Annotated in this window: 12 protein-coding genes; 8 read left to right on the forward strand and 4 right to left on the reverse strand. The window is 38.8% G+C overall.

Features of this window, described 5'->3' with window-relative positions; translation table 11 throughout:
* Window positions 1-9 precede the first annotated feature (9 nt).
* Window positions 10-1389, reverse strand: a complete 1380-nt coding sequence (locus tag TEL01S_RS01975) for a CehA/McbA family metallohydrolase (protein WP_012002451.1) — start codon at window positions 1387-1389, stop codon at window positions 10-12.
* A 217-nt stretch (window positions 1390-1606) separates the two neighbouring features.
* Between TEL01S_RS01975 and TEL01S_RS01980 the strand changes: the two genes are divergently transcribed.
* From TEL01S_RS01980 to TEL01S_RS02015, 8 genes are all read left to right on the forward strand, one after another.
* On the forward strand, window positions 1607-2845 hold the full coding sequence (locus TEL01S_RS01980; protein ID WP_012002452.1) for an ABC transporter substrate-binding protein: 1239 nt from the start codon (window positions 1607-1609) through the stop codon (window positions 2843-2845).
* Window positions 2846-2889: 44 nt separating this feature from the next.
* Entirely contained in the window at window positions 2890-3789 is a 900-nt protein-coding gene (locus tag TEL01S_RS01985; protein ID WP_012002453.1) for a carbohydrate ABC transporter permease, read from the forward strand.
* Entirely contained in the window at window positions 3786-4613 is an 828-nt protein-coding gene (locus TEL01S_RS01990) for a carbohydrate ABC transporter permease (RefSeq protein ID WP_012002454.1), read from the forward strand. Before TEL01S_RS01985 ends, TEL01S_RS01990 begins: the two co-directional genes overlap by 4 nt.
* A 9-nt stretch (window positions 4614-4622) precedes the next feature.
* Complete coding sequence (locus tag TEL01S_RS01995) at window positions 4623-5774, forward strand: exo-beta-N-acetylmuramidase NamZ family protein (protein WP_028843426.1); 1152 nt, start codon at window positions 4623-4625, stop codon at window positions 5772-5774.
* Window positions 5775-5864: 90 nt separating this feature from the next.
* Complete coding sequence (locus TEL01S_RS02000; RefSeq protein ID WP_038051332.1) at window positions 5865-6911, forward strand: DUF362 domain-containing protein; 1047 nt, start codon at window positions 5865-5867, stop codon at window positions 6909-6911.
* Window positions 6912-6921: 10 nt separating this feature from the next.
* On the forward strand, window positions 6922-8238 hold the full coding sequence (locus TEL01S_RS02005; RefSeq protein ID WP_028843425.1) for a transglutaminase-like domain-containing protein: 1317 nt from the start codon (window positions 6922-6924) through the stop codon (window positions 8236-8238).
* A gap of 3 nt (window positions 8239-8241) precedes the next feature.
* Window positions 8242-9273 carry an L-Ala-D/L-Glu epimerase gene (locus TEL01S_RS02010; RefSeq protein WP_012002458.1) on the forward strand — a complete coding sequence of 344 codons (1032 nt, stop codon included), beginning with the start codon at window positions 8242-8244 and terminating at the stop codon, window positions 9271-9273.
* 9 nt (window positions 9274-9282) lie between these two features.
* A complete protein-coding gene (locus TEL01S_RS02015; protein ID WP_028843424.1) occupies window positions 9283-10626 on the forward strand; it encodes an amidase in 1344 nt (447 codons plus the stop codon).
* On the opposite strand, the gene TEL01S_RS02020 is transcribed toward TEL01S_RS02015, so the two are convergent.
* From TEL01S_RS02020 to TEL01S_RS02030, 3 genes are read right to left on the reverse strand one after another with little or no spacing between them, the layout of a single operon-like run.
* Window positions 10620-11252: a HEAT repeat domain-containing protein gene (locus TEL01S_RS02020; RefSeq protein ID WP_012002460.1), complete on the reverse strand. Its 633-nt coding sequence runs from the start codon at window positions 11250-11252 to the stop codon at window positions 10620-10622. The two genes, TEL01S_RS02015 and TEL01S_RS02020, sit on opposite strands and share 7 nt — an antisense overlap.
* On the reverse strand, window positions 11243-13807 hold the full coding sequence (locus tag TEL01S_RS02025; RefSeq protein ID WP_028843423.1) for an AAA family ATPase: 2565 nt from the start codon (window positions 13805-13807) through the stop codon (window positions 11243-11245). The genes TEL01S_RS02020 and TEL01S_RS02025 overlap by 10 nt, the downstream gene beginning before the upstream one ends.
* On the reverse strand, window positions 13779-14882 hold the full coding sequence (locus TEL01S_RS02030) for a metallophosphoesterase family protein (protein WP_012002462.1): 1104 nt from the start codon (window positions 14880-14882) through the stop codon (window positions 13779-13781). Before TEL01S_RS02030 ends, TEL01S_RS02025 begins: the two co-directional genes overlap by 29 nt.
* Between the last annotated feature and the right edge of the window lies 1 nt (window position 14883).

Raw genomic sequence — 14883 nt, forward strand, 5'->3', positions numbered from 1 at the left:
CTTTACAATTCATCGTGTGGTTTGATACGAATTTGAAAGATAAATAGGGTTACTGATTGCATAAACTGGGTAAGGTCCGTAAGCTTCGACGACAATCCATGAACCGTTATCGGGATTAATCTCCTTGGATAAAATACATTCTCTCTGACCATTTACATCGATTTCTTGGACAATCTCTCCGCCCTGGATAACTGTTATTTTTTCCAGGGGAGTATTGGAAAAAACTTTGATGTCAAGGTTTAGCGATTCTTTATTCAAAGCGCTTACCATCTCTCCTGGCCCTTTACCATCTATCTCTATGAGTAGCAACGGACCATTTGTCATGAAACTATTTCCCCTCGCAAGTGCCTTTAAAACGGCAAAAGGCGTAAGTTTTGTCGCTTTGACGTAAGTGCGTGGTGTACCTGGATAAAGTCCGTATTTAACCCAGTTTCTCATAGCACTTTCATTTTCCATGACGTAATTTTTCATTGTGGGCTCGGAAAATTCTTTTTCAATTGCCGAGAGAACCTTATCCACCGGTAAAAAAGCAAGCATAGAGTAATTGCTGTATACATCGTGGCAGTCACTGTTAGCTGTCGCGTGAATCTGCGTGCCAGTATTGAGGATTTTGAACCAGTACATTTTTGCTTCGTAGTTCCCCATCCCATTGAGATTTGGTGCTGAGCCACCATTCCAGATTTCTATAACGTCATATCCTTTTATATCCCAATCGACGAAATAATCTTTCATGTCGAATGGATGATTTATCTGAGCAATAGCTGATTGTTTGGATATATCTGCAAATATTCTTCCTATGTCCTGTTTTTCATTGACTTTCCAGTTAACGATCTCGCTTATTCCAAGTGCGTTGAAGTGACCAAGAGGGGTTGTTACTTCTTCGCCGAGTATGGGTAACAATCCATATTTTGAGGCAGCTGTCCATTCTATTCCACCTTTGATAGTGTTGTGGTCTGTCAAAATGGCCCAGGACAAACCGCAAGCCACACATGCTTTCGCAACTGTTTCGACATCCTGTTTTCCATCGCTGTAAATGGTGTGAAGGTGTGCATCTCCTGAGAACCAGCCCATGCTTTCAAGATTGTAAAGTCTTTTGAGATTGATATGGATTTCTTCTGTATCATGTGAAAGTTCAATTGAAATTCTCTTGATTTCGTATTCGGGACCTTTGCAAACCTCGATAGTGTATTTTCCAGCAGGCAATTCTTGCTGAAACCTTCCAAACCAGTTTGTGTAATCTGTCAGAAGTATGCCATTTTCAGGATTCAAAAATCTGACCTGTGCAACAATGGGATGATTTTCACCGTCAGTCACTATCCCGGCAATTTTGACAGCGAAAACTGTGAAAAAGCACGTTAACAAAATTAATAAACTCAACACTCTGTTCATGCAATACCTCCCTCCTTTCATTCTTGATGTTATTATTGAGTTTTTAAAAATTTTTCAGTGAATGTGAAAACCGATAAAAGTTTCAAGTGGTATATCTGGCAATGGATATTTGTATGCTCATTTTAAAAGTTCTTTTCTGAAGTGCATTAAGAAAATATGTCAAAAAATTGAGATATATTGTATAATCATTTAGACACCTTTAAAGGGAGGGGTTCGCATGAAAAGTAAGTTGTTTATGATTTTCCTGTTGATAGTAGCTGTTTTGGCTACGGCAGGAGAAGTAACTATCTGGAGCTGGAGAAGTCAGGATGCAGAGGTCTGGAAACAAGTCGAAGCAGAACTCAGAAAAGCCGGATATGATATCAAGATCAACTTCACAGCGTATGCCCCAACTGAGTACGATGCCAAAATTGCTCTGGCACTTCAGACTGGAACTGGTCCGGATATTGTTTATTCCAGGAGACTTCCAGGTGGTAGAACTCAGACTATGATTGAGAACAAACTTTATTTGCCACTCAATGATTACGTAGATTTTTCCAATTTCTCGTCTACGATTTTGAAATCTGTTACACACGAAGGGAAAATCTATGGTGTCCCATTTGCGGTTCAGGTTGTAGGAATTTTCTATAACAAAGAATATTATGAAAAATACGGGTTGAAAGAACCTGAAACATGGGACGAACTGGTTGAAAACGCCAAGGTTCTGAAAAAGAACGGTATAACTCCATTTTTCATTCCCGGAAAAGAAGCCTGGGCTTTGACCATGCAACACGCCATGTGCGGTGTGAGTGTGTTGGGACCAGAATGGATTAAAAAGCTCACGGATGGAGAAACAAATTTTCTTGATCCTAAATTCACCGATTTGAACAAAAAACTGAACGATCTGAAAGTGTATTATCAGGATGGATTTCTTGCAAATTCCACAACAGATCAGGATGCTGCGTTTGCTTTTGGACAGGCGGCAATGGTATTTTATGGCATCTGGGGTTATCAAAACTGGAAAAATTTAAATCCTGACATTCAAGTTGGATATTTCATGGTCCCACCAGCCACAAAAGATCAAAAGCCATATGCCTATGTTTATATGGATGGTGCCATCACGCTTACTTCAAATGTCAAAAACAAAAAGGATGCCATAGAAGTTCTCAAATTCTGTGCCACGCCACAATTTGGTACAATTTTTGCTAACATTACGAAGAACATACCCGGTGTATCTGGTGCTACACTGCCAAAGGAGCCTTTATTTGAAGAAATAATGGATGTCTATGTCAACCACGCATCTCCATACGTTTACTGGGTAGGATCTGTTTTTGTGACGCAAAAACCATCTCTGTACGATGATGTTTTGAGTCCGGGAATGCAGGAACTTTACGCCGGTAAGATCACACCGGAGGAACTTTCAAAAAGAGCTCAGGACGCAATATCTCAATGGTATCCACCTTTGATGAAAAAGTAGTTTATGCCCCAGCAAAAGCTGGGGCTTTCTGAGAGGTGCTGAAAATGAAGGTAAAACTCAGATATATATTGATATTCGTTATACCCGCCATGTTGTTGTATACCATGTTTGTTACTTATCCGCTGTTTGACAGTTTAAGGCTCAGTTTTTATAGCTGGCGAGGTGTAGGCGAGAAAACCTTTGTAGGTCTTAAAAATTTCAAAGAACTTTTTACCGGAGGATTTTCGAAAGAGGTTTTCAACGCTCTTTCTCACAATATTTACTTTTTTATACTTGTTTCTGCTCTTGAGCTTGGTTTGGGATTTCTTATAGCGTTGTTAATAGCAAGCAAAATAAAAGGGGCGAAGTTTTACAGGACAGTTGTTTATATACCAAATATGATTCCTCTTGTAATGGTTGGTTTTATGTGGAATTTGTTTTTGCACCCCCAAATAGGGCTTGTGAATCAATTTCTTAAGGCGATAGGTCTTGGTGCATTTGCAAGACCCTGGCTTGGTGATCCAAACCTTGCTCTAACTACAATTATACTTGTTAATGTGTGGAGAAATCTGGGATTTTATGTACTGGTTATTCTTGCGTCAATTTTAAATATTTCCCCAGAATTGATAGAAGCAGCGTATATAGATGGTGCAAGCAACTGGAGGGTCACCTGGAAAATAATTTTTCCGCTCACTGTACCAACATTTAGGACACTATTAATACTTCTTTTTATAGGCAGTTTCAATGTTTTTGATATGATCTATGCCCTTGAAGGGGTACAGGCAGGGCCATTCAGGTCGACGGATGTCCTCGGCACAGTTTTCTACAGAACTGCTTTTGGCGGACTTGGAAGTGCATACACAGATATGGGACTTGGGGCAGCTGTAACGGTGTTTATTTTTATGATTGTCATGCCCATGTCTATACTTTATGTGTATCTGGTTGAAAGAAGGGAGAAGAGATGATAAAGTTTTCAAAACTCAACCGGTTGATTGTTTATATAGTTCTTTCGATTTACGCCTTTATCATTGCTGGACCTTTTTTTGTTATGGTTATGAATTCATTCAAATCGATGAGAGATATCTTCTTAAGGCCGTTTTCTCTCCCTTCGAAATTCATGTACGAAAATTATTTGCAGGCATGGAGACAGGCTGGTATAGGAAAAGGCTACATCAATAGCACGATTATTGCGGTTTCTTCTGTTGTTGCTGTAGTGTTTCTTGCATCTATGTTTGCTTATATGATATCGAAATATGATTTCAAGGGGAGAAGGTTCCTTTTTGTGTATTCAATGTTAGGTCTTGCTCTCCCTGCAAGGCTCGCGGTGATACCAATATTTCTTTTGCTTAGAAGTATTAATCTTACTAACTCCCTGCTTGGGTTGATAATTGTTTATTCATCAGTGAATATACCATTTTCTGCCTTCATACTGAAAAACTTTATGGATTCTGTTCCCAATGAGCTTTGTGAGGCTGCAAGGATAGATGGAGCCTCGGTTGGCAATATATATTACAAGATAATACTTCCACTTATTAAACCTGCTCTTTCGATTGTGGCTATTGTTACTTTCGTGAACGTATGGAACGATTTTTTCTTTCCGCTGATCCTTATAAATGATAAATCGAAGGCTACCATTACACTCGCAGTATCAATATTTTTTGGGGAATATTCAACTCAGTGGCACCTTTTATTTAGCGGCCTGACTCTATCTATAGCACCAACTGTGATTTTGTTTTTAATATTCTCAAGATATTTCATTGCAGGAATGACTCAAGGGGCAATAAAGTGAGGTGGAAAAATGGAACTTGGAATAGATGTTTTTGTCAAAAAATATCTCCCTGAATTCAGAGGTTTGCAAATAGGTCTTGTTACCAATGCTACAGGTGTGAATAGCGATCTGAGAAGGAATATAGATCTTTTTCTTGAAAATGGATTAAAGGTTGTCAAATTGTTTGGCCCAGAACATGGAGTTTTTGGCACAGCCCCGGACGGGGAAAAATTATCGGATTTTATCGATCCGAAATATGGAATACCTGTTTATTCTCTGTATGGAGAAAAACTTCGGCCTACTGAGGATATGCTAAAAGGCATAGATGTTCTGGTGTATGATATTCAGGACGTCGGTTTGAGGTTTTATACCTATATCTACACAATGATTTATTGCATGGAAGAATGTGCCAAATACGGCGTGAGATTCGTTGTACTCGACAGACCGGATCCGCTTTCTTGCAAAATAGAAGGGCCTGTTGTTAAGAAGGAGTTTGAAAGTTTTGTTGGTGGATACGGACTTGCTCTGAGATATGGAATGACTCCAGGAGAGCTTGCAAAATATGTCAATGCCGCGTTCAGGATAGGGGCAGATCTGTGTGTTATAGAAATGGAGGATTATGAACCATCGCTTTTTTATGATGAAGCTGGCTTGCTCTGGAACACGCCATCTCCAAACTTGCCATCGTTAGAGCACACTATTTTGTACGAAGGATTTTGCCTTTTGGAAGGAGTCAATGTATCTGTCGGTAGAGGAACTGTTCATCCGTTCAAGTATATTGGTGCCCCCTGGATAGATTCCGAGCGTTTTTACAGGGAAATCAAAAAACTCTCGCCTGCTGGAGTCGTTTTCAGAGAAAGGGTATTTTTGCCAGCGGCTTTCAAGTTACAGAATAAGCCATGCTATGGGCTTGAATTTTTCGTGACAGACAGAAGAGAGATCAAGCCTCTCCATCTTGCTGTAGACGTCATATCCACGCTCCGGCGGATTCATCCTGATGATTTTAGATGGGATAGTTATTTTCACGGAGACAATGAAAGATATCATTTTGATCTTTTAATTGGGGACGATTTTTACAGAAAAGCCATTGAAGATGGGGCGCTTTCTAAGGATTTTGAACAGATATGGGAATCTGAATCAGAACAATTTGAAAATATAATTGGCAAATTCAGGATATATTGATCCCCTGTTTTTGTTTGCTAAGGTAACAAATTGTTGCTATAATGATTGAAACAGGGGGTGTTTGTTTTGGCTATTGTTTACTTTACAGACATGTCCACGAATGGGAATGTCAATTTACTGAAAAAAGTGGAGTTATTGCTTGAGAAAATAGGGCTTGAAAAAATTATAATCAGGGATAAATTTGTCGCTGTTAAACTCCATTTTGGTGAATATGGAAACCTTGCTTTCATTCGTCCTCAGTATATCAAAGTTATAGTGGATCAGGTGAAGAAATTTGGTGGGAAGCCTTTTTTGACTGACTCGAATACGCTTTACAGAGGGCATCGTTCCAATGCAGTTGATCATTTGCTGAACGCCTACCTTAATGGTTTTTCCTATGAAGTTGTTGGGGCGCCGATTGTGATTGCCGATGGCTTGAGGGGCTCAGATGAAATGAGGATTAGGATAGATAAGACTTACGTTAAAGAAGCCAAAATTGGTTCAGCTATTGCACTTGCCGATGTCTTAATTGCTGTAACTCATTTTAAAGGACATGAACAGACAGGATTTGGTGGTGTGTTGAAAAATGTTGGTATGGGAAGTGCCTCGAGGGCGGGAAAACTTGAGCAACATTCTGAATCAAAACCAGTAGTTGCTTCCGAAAAATGTGTGGCATGCAGAATGTGTGAAAGAAATTGTCCTGTTAATGCAATAACTGTTTCGAAATTTGCTGCTATAAATTATGATGTATGCATCGGTTGCGGGCAGTGTATAGCGATGTGCAATTACGGAGCCATGGTTCCAAAATGGGATAGTTCTTCTGAAATTCTGAGCAAAAAAATGGCTGAATATACTTATGCTGTTTTGAAAGATAAAAAATCAGTTTTCATCTCTTTTATCATGGATATTTCTCCGGATTGTGATTGCTGGCATACGAACAGGCCCCCGATTGCACCGGATATTGGTATAGCAGCGAGCACAGATCCTGTTGCTCTCGATCAGGCCTGCATAGATCTCGTCGTTCAATCTACCGGAGGAGATCCCTTTTTAAAGGTTCATCCAAAAGTTACTTGGAAAACTCAGCTGGAATATGCAGAAAATCTGGGCCTTGGTTCGCGACAATACGAATTAGTTAAAGTTGCATGCAATCTTAAATAGAGGTGATAATATGCATTTTATGATGTGCTCATTACCACAGGATATTCAGAGAGAAGAAGGTCTGGGAAATTTCAGAAAAGCTCTGAAACTGATTGAAAGATGGTTAAAAGATGAAAGAATATCGCCAATTCAAAAAGAGAGGCTTTTGTATGAAAAGGAGAGAATAAATAGACTGCTTGAAACATATCCATTCAGCGAAAAACAGGCAATAGTCAAAGCAAAAGAGATAATACAGGATTTTTCTACTGAAGAATTCCACAGTTTACTTGAAGAGGGATATATAGATTATATTGTTGTAGAAGGTGAGAAGAAATTTGAGGAAAGATTTATACCAAATATAGGTTTTGCCCTGAATGAGTACAGAGAGAGAATCAAAAAAGATCCTGATTCCGAAAAAGCGAGATCATCGTTGAATGATAGATTAGTAGAATTGACCAGCGGAGCAAAACCAAAAAAATACAGAGTGCACGCGAGAATTGAAGCAAAAATCGAGGATGGCGCCGGTTTTTTCAGAGTATGGCTTCCTTTTCCAAAAGAAGAGTTTCAGATCAGTGATGTTAAATTTTTGAGAGCGAGTCAAAAAGATTGCTTCATTTCTCCAAATTCATCTGAACAGAGGATCGTGTACTTTGAAGGGAAAGAAAAAGAATATTTTGTAGAATTTGAATATACCGTGAGAGAATGGGTTCACAATTCAGGCTACAACATTGATTCAAATTTAGATCAGTACCTTTGCGAAGAACCGCCACATATCGTTTTTACACCTTACATTAGAAAATTGACAGATACAGTTACGGGTGAGGAGAAAGATCCATATTTGCGAGCGAGAAAAATATATGATTGGATTACAAAACATGTAAGATACTCTTATGTTAGGCCTTATGCAACTTATGAGAACATAGCTCAGTACGTCGCCGAAAATCTCAAAGGTGATTGCGGTTTTCAGGCGATTTTGTTCATAACGATGTGCCGCATAGCCGGTATAGCCGCAAGGTGGCAATCTGGATGGTATGCAAATCCTTATTTTGCTTCTCCACATGATTGGGCGTTGTTTTACGTGCAGCCTTATGGCTGGCTTCCCGCAGATCTTTCTTTTGGTGGTGCGAGACGGGATAATGAGCAATTCCGTCAGTTTTATTTTGGGAATCTGGATGGTTTTAGAATGGTTGCTAATTCAGGTTTTGCCAGAGATTTCGTTCCAAAAACGAATTTCTACAGAGATGATCCCACAGACAATCAGGTTGGAGAAGCGGAGGCAGAAGATAGGAAAGTCAGGCTTAAAAGTAAGATACAGATAGTAAAATTTGAGGAAATTCAGGAGGGGTAAAAAATGAGCAAAATAATTGATGTGAAATTTAATTTGAAGTATTTTCAATATGAAAAACCATTTCATATAACCGGGAGTGTCTCTTCGGAGACAAAAAATGTTGAAGTTGAAATTGTCACAGACAGTGGGATCAAAGGAATTGGTGAGGCATCACCTTCATTCAGGGTGAACGGGGAAAAAGTTGAGATGCTCATGTCTCTTGAGAATATTGTCAAGGATATGTTTGTTGGTTTAGACGTGAAAGAATATCGCAAAATTTTTGAACTTACATCCAAATTTTTCGCAACTCCGAGTTTAAAAGCCGCTGTTGAATATGCTGTACTCGACGCCTTTGCTGAAAGCGCAGGCGTAGAAGTTTACCAGCTTCTCGGAGGGGCATTAAAGAAAATAGAAACAGACAGGACGGTGGGTATCGATACAGTTGAAAATCGAGTTAGAGAAGCAAAAAGTATATTTGATGATGGTTTCAAGGTTATAAAGATTAAAGTTGGAGAAAATCTTAAGGAAGATATTGATGCGATGCTTGAAATACATGAAGTTACAAGAGGGGCAAAGTATATTGTGGATGCGAATATGGGGTATTCACCGAAGCAAGCTGTAGAATTCGCTCAGCAACTTTACAGTGCGGGTATCGATGTTGCGGTGTACGAACAACCTGTGACAGCAACAGATATTGATGGATTAAGATTTGTGAGATTTAATAACCCATTTCCAGTTGCGGCAGATGAGTCTGCAAGAACGAGATTTGATGTAATCAGATTGATAAAAGAGGAAGCGGTGGATTATGTGAATATTAAGCTTATGAAATCTGGCATAAGTGATGCTCTTTCAATTGTTGAGCTTGCGAGAAGTGCCAATCTGAGATTGATGATAGGATGCATGTCTGAATCAAGCGTTGGCATAAATCAAAGTGTACATTTTGCGCTTGGGACGGGTGTGTTTGATTTTCATGATCTTGATAGTCATCTAATGATGAAGGAGCATGAATTCAGAGGTAAATTTGTTCAAAATGGCCCAGAGATAAAAGCAAGGTAGGCGGGATCTATGTTTATATATGAAATTCAGAAACTTATCAGAAAGAAAAAAATCAAACCTTCAGAAGTACTCGAGGAGTGCATAAAAAATATAGAAGCGAACGCAAAATTGGGGGCTTTCATTACTCTTACTCTGGACTCGGCGGTGAAGCAAGCAAAAAAACAAGATGAAATGCTCCAAACAGCAGATCCGGAAAAGTTACCTCCGTTGTTTGGCATTCCTATCGCCCTGAAAGATCTTATTTTTACCAAAGGAATACGAACAACTGGGGGAAGTTTATTCTGGAAAGATTTCATACCGCATGAAGATGCATTTATAGTGAAAAAACTCAGGAAAGCGGGGGCTATTTTTATTGGAAAAACTAATATGCATGAGATCGCACTTGGCGTTACTAATAATAATCCACATTTTGGACCGTGTTTGAATCCGCACGATTCTTCAAGAATCTCTGGAGGTTCATCTGGCGGCTCAGCTGTTGCTGTCGCTTCAGGAATGTGTCTTGCAGCCATTGGGACAGATACAGGAGGTTCTATCAGGATTCCCTCTGCGCTTTGCGGGGTAGTTGGCTTCAAGCCAACTTATGGAAGAGTTAGTCTAAGGGGGATAATGCCTCTTGCATGGCATCTGGATCATGCTGGACCAATAACAAAATGTGTTGAAGATGCTCGAATAGTTTTGAAAGTGATAGAAGGCTATGATTCAAAAGATCCATTTTCGATCAGAATGAGAAATTCAAAAATAGATGGTAAAAAAACTACAAAGATAAAAGTAGCTAAAGGAGTTGGGGATTTTGTTGGCAAAGCTGATGAAAGAATCTTGAAACTTGTTGATGAGTTTTCAAAAGAACTCGAGAAGCTTGACATGAAAATTGAAATGGAAAATACTGACTGGTTAAAGGATGTAGCAGCTGCAAATGGTTTAATGACACAGGTTGAAGCAGCTGCATTTCACAGGAATCGACTCGAGGAAAAACCAGAGTGGTTTTCAGAAGATGTGAGAGAAAGGTTGATTCAGGGTAAATCAGCCAGCGGTGTAGAATATGCACTTGCAAGGCATACTCAGAGTATAGCAAAGCATCGTTTCAATGAATTTTTTAAGGCTTATGACCTGCTTTTGCTGCCAACAGTTCCTGTGATTGCTCCTCTGCTTCATGGTGAAGGGGCTGTTGAGTTGTCGAGAAAATTAACAAGATTCACAGCTTCATTTGACATAACAGGTCTTCCGGCGATAACCATACCATACGGCAAAATCGAAGGGCTACCGGTAGGAGTTCAGCTTGTTGCTGCAAGTGGCAGGGACGCTTTTTTATTGAAAATTTCGCGCGTAATTGAACAAGTTCTGGCAAATCAATAAACAAATTGCCTCACTTTTTCTACGAGCTCTGGTTCGTTTAATTTCGTAAATTTGTCCCATAATGCAGGATTTTTCATCGTTATCATGGAGATTGCCTTTATGATATCCTGCCTGATCTCTGTTGAAAATGATTTGTTTTTGTAAGCATCAACAAGGCAATTGAGTGATTTTTCTGATGGAATATGTGCTAAAGCCATGATTGCCTGTTCTGCCAACTGGTCTTTGTATTCATCCTCAAGTACAAAGTAACATAGTATATCTATCACCGTATCTCCATCTCCAAGTTTTGCAAGGGCTTCATAAATTACAAGCTGTGCACTTTCATTATCGTACCTGCTCAACAGCTGATACAGGTCCTGTTTTATGCACTTTTCTTCCATGTCAGCCAGTACATCGATCAAATAAAGCAAAACAATATCATTTTGCTGCGCTCTGTGAACTCTGTCTTTGAATATTTTCAAAAGGATGGGCTTTGCATTATCACCAAATCTCTGTATTGTTTCAAAAGCTATTTCTCTAACTTCGTCGTTTTCATCAGTGAGAAGCTCGACAAGTTTTGGAATAGCATCAACACCTTTTTCTGTTACAATACGTTCTATGAGTGATTTGTAATTGTCTAAATCCATTTCACCACACCACCTTTTTCGACAACAAGTTTTTTATCAAAAAATTCAGCAAACTGTGGGTCGTGCGTGACAAATCCAATTACCCTGTTTAATTTTTCCATTTGTTTTAGTGTTTGTGCTACTTTCGCTTTATTATCTTCGTCAAGGGCTGAAAAGCCTTCATCTATAAAAAAGGCTTCCATTTGACCTGCGGCGATTTCGGCGATTGACATCGCCAGAGATAGTGATACTAAGGTTTTTTCCCCGCCGGAGAGGCCGTCTGCATTTCTTTTTATACCGTCATCAATCACGGCAAACCCATTTTCATCTATAGATAATCTGAACCTGCCATCTGTCAGGATATCGAGAATATCATTAACCTTGATGAGGATATTTTCAAGTACAATTTTTGCTATATAAGACTGAAATTCTCTCGCCGAAAAGGTGCTTTTAACTGATTGAGCGATTTGATATTCTTTATGAATCTGGTTGAAGATCCGTTCCAGATTTTCTTTTTCCCGTCGAATTTCTTCCAGTTCTTTTATCAAATGTTCCATCACTGCTTTCTGCCGAATAAAATTATCACGCTGTTTTTTCAGCAATTCTACAGTGTTATTTAATTCGGCAAAAAGGCTTTCGCACTGTTGTGCGGATATCTTCGTTAGGTTTCTTAACTGGGTAAGTTTTTCTTTGTTGTAAACTATTTCCGATTCTATTTTTTGAAGCACCTGGACAGCGCTGTGAGTCGGGAGTTGTTTTTTAAAATATGACTCAAATTGTTCTAAGGTAAAGTTGATCTCACCGAGTTTCTCGAAAAACTTTTCCTTATTCGATCGCAGTTCTTTCGCTGTTTTTTCCTGCTGTTCTGAATTTTTCTTCAATCTTTCCTTCAATTCACTAATTCGCTTGTTTATTTGATCTGATCGTTCTTTCAGCTGGGAAATTTCCGACTGAACTGTGATCTTGTTGTTCATGGCGTTCTGTATCTGTTTGGAAAGATTATGGATCTTGCTTTTAAGATCGTCACTGTAGCCAATTTGCAAAAGCTTTTTTGAAACAGTTGAAATTTCTTCTTCGTGAAGAGAAAGATCATCTTGAGTTTCTAAGAGTTTTCTCGTAAGGTTTTCTTTTTCTTCAAGGAGATTTTTTAACTCAAACTGGATTTGATCTATTTCCTTGGATAGCATTTCTATTGCTTTCTTAAGATATTCGTATTTTTCGATCTTTTCCTCTACTGTGGTTGAAAATTCGCTTTTTTTATAAGAATTTCCACACACAGGACAAATATCTCCATCTTGCAAAGTTTGAGCTATTTCCTGAGCCATATGGATAATAGCCTTTTGTTTAATCTGATTGAATTCAGACTCTTGTTCGAAAAATTGTTTTTGCTTTTGAAACAGTAAACGCTGCTTTTCTTCAATCAAGTCCTGTGTTTTGTTCAAAGAATTCTGCAGATCATCTATGTCTTTGCTGATTCTTAATTTAACTGCTTTTAATTCATTCAATTTTTTCAGCAATTCGTTGCTCTCTATATCTATTTTCTGTAGTTTTTCCAGTTCGGATGTAGATTGGGAAATTCTTTTGTCTATATCTTGCTGTTTTGTGAAAAGTTGCTCAAGTTGAGTGTTGACCTTTTTGAACTCATACTCAAGGCTATTGATTTGTTTTTCAAGTACTTTGGCATCATCTTTGAGAGATTCCATTTGCTTTTTTGATGTTAGAAAGATCTGGTATTCTGCTCCCAAGGATTTTGCAAGGGAAATCTTTTTTTCTTCCTCTGCTTCTTCAAGCACCCGGTGCTTTTTTTTCTCTAAATTTTCAAGTGTTTTCTCGATTTGATTAATTTCATTCCACAGATCTTTTTCTTTCTCGATTTGTTTCAATTCTTTTTGCTTTATGTCAATTTTTCCCGACAGATTTTGAATAGCATTTGTCAGTTCCGATATTTGCTTGTGTGGATTCTGGCTCGAAAGTTTTTCTAATCTGCCCCTAAAATCTGCTAATCGAGCCTGATATTTTTCATGCTCAGATTCCAGTTTTCTGACTATTTCACTTATCTTTTCTTGCATTGCTTTGATTGTTTTCTTTGGGGAAATCACGTCAAAGACAATATCATTTATCTCAGATCTCCTTGCAGTTAAAAGGTGAGCTGCCCTGCCCTGAGGCAGGAAAAATGTCGTTATAAAACTGTCGTAAGAGATGTCCATGATTTTTCTCAATTCTTTATCTACCAGAGTCCTGTGCGTGGTAACAACTGCGTTGTTTTCAGACAGAGATGCCTCGGAACCGCCGGAAGCTTTGATGCGCCTTATGACTTCGTACTTTTTTCCATTTCTCAGAAACGAGAACTTGATCTGACAGCTTGAGGATCTCGAACGAATATACTCTGACGGACTTTTTTTCCCGTATCTGACTCCTGTTCCATATAGTGCAAAAACAATTGCTTCAAGTAAAGAAGATTTTCCAGCGCCGTTTTGCCCAATTATAAGAAAGACGCCATCTTTGAAAGATAAATTGCATTTTTTAATACCGAGAAAATTCTCTATTTCAATTGTCAGTGGCCTCAGTTTGCTCAACCTCCCTGAACAACTTTTCAACCAATTTGACCATTGGTTGTTCCAGATTTCCGTATTTTCCTTTTATATATGCTTGGTACAGTTGGATTATGTCAAATTTTTGTTGGTTTAAATTTTGATATCCACCTTTTTCGTGCTCGTTTCTAAACTCTACTTTTTTAACGCACTCGAAATTTTCCATCAGATACTTTCTTACCTCGTTCGACGGCGGTGCATTGAAAATGACTCTCACATAACCTTCAAAAGATTTCAGTTCATTACTGAGGGATTCAAGAGATTGTTCTGAATAGTCTGTTTTTCTAAAGGTTTTAAGTTGTTTTCTTGGTGTATCAACGATTCTAATTTTTGTCCTTTCTCCCGAGAAATCGACAATGATAGCTCCTTTTCTATCTTTTTCCTCACCAAAATCCATAGCTATCGGGGAACCTGCATAACACATTAAAGGTGATTGCTCCACAATACTCAACGCATGTATGTGGCCAAGGGCTACATAATCCAGCCCGGTTGGTATCATGGATGCTTTAATCTGTACTTCCATTGAATTTTCTCTTTCAGATTCTATCAGACCTTCTATCATGATGTGAGCTGCTAAAAGGTTTATTTTTTCCCGGTCGATATTGTTTCTGATATCTGTGAAGACACTGCTAAGATAATCGCCAGCAAAGTCATTCGATTCATCAAGTGTCTTTTGAAAATCCAGATATGGCAGGAAAAAGAGTTTGAACTCGCCAGATGATATTTCCGTCCGTGAATCTATAATATGCAGATTTTTGACGGGCAGGTTTTTCAAAGCTTTGATTCCCCTCCAGTCGTGATTACCAAGGACAAGAAAAGTTGGAGCAAGACTTGAAAATTCTGCCAGGATATTTGTGAGAACATTGAGAGCTTCTATTTTTGGTGAAATTTTGTTGTGTACCACATCGCCAGTTATAATTATCAGATCAACTGATTCTTTCTTCGCGGCAGTAACAAGAAACCTCAACGCATTCTCGGTTTCGGCGAGTCTATCAACAGTCTTGGAGCCCGTCCACGATTCTAAGCCAAGGTGCCAGTCGGAAGTATGAAGTATTTTCAAC

This window comes from Pseudothermotoga elfii DSM 9442 = NBRC 107921 (assembly GCF_000504085.1).
GTDB lineage: Bacteria > Thermotogota > Thermotogae > Thermotogales > DSM-5069 > Pseudothermotoga_B > Pseudothermotoga_B elfii.

Bases quoted from the DNA above. Each gene is read 5' to 3' on its own strand.
- TEL01S_RS01975 (WP_012002451.1), bottom strand. From the start codon at position 1,389: ATGAACAGAGTGTTGAGTTTATTAATTTTGTTAACGTGCTTTTTCACA.
- TEL01S_RS01980 (WP_012002452.1), top strand. From the start codon at position 1,607: ATGAAAAGTAAGTTGTTTATGATTTTCCTGTTGATAGTAGCTGTTTTG.
- TEL01S_RS01985 (WP_012002453.1), top strand. From the start codon at position 2,890: ATGAAGGTAAAACTCAGATATATATTGATATTCGTTATACCCGCCATG.
- TEL01S_RS01990 (WP_012002454.1), top strand. From the start codon at position 3,786: ATGATAAAGTTTTCAAAACTCAACCGGTTGATTGTTTATATAGTTCTT.
- TEL01S_RS01995 (WP_028843426.1), top strand. From the start codon at position 4,623: ATGGAACTTGGAATAGATGTTTTTGTCAAAAAATATCTCCCTGAATTC.
- TEL01S_RS02000 (WP_038051332.1), top strand. From the start codon at position 5,865: ATGTCCACGAATGGGAATGTCAATTTACTGAAAAAAGTGGAGTTATTG.
- TEL01S_RS02005 (WP_028843425.1), top strand. From the start codon at position 6,922: ATGCATTTTATGATGTGCTCATTACCACAGGATATTCAGAGAGAAGAA.
- TEL01S_RS02010 (WP_012002458.1), top strand. From the start codon at position 8,242: ATGAGCAAAATAATTGATGTGAAATTTAATTTGAAGTATTTTCAATAT.
- TEL01S_RS02015 (WP_028843424.1), top strand. From the start codon at position 9,283: ATGTTTATATATGAAATTCAGAAACTTATCAGAAAGAAAAAAATCAAA.
- TEL01S_RS02020 (WP_012002460.1), bottom strand. From the start codon at position 11,252: ATGGATTTAGACAATTACAAATCACTCATAGAACGTATTGTAACAGAA.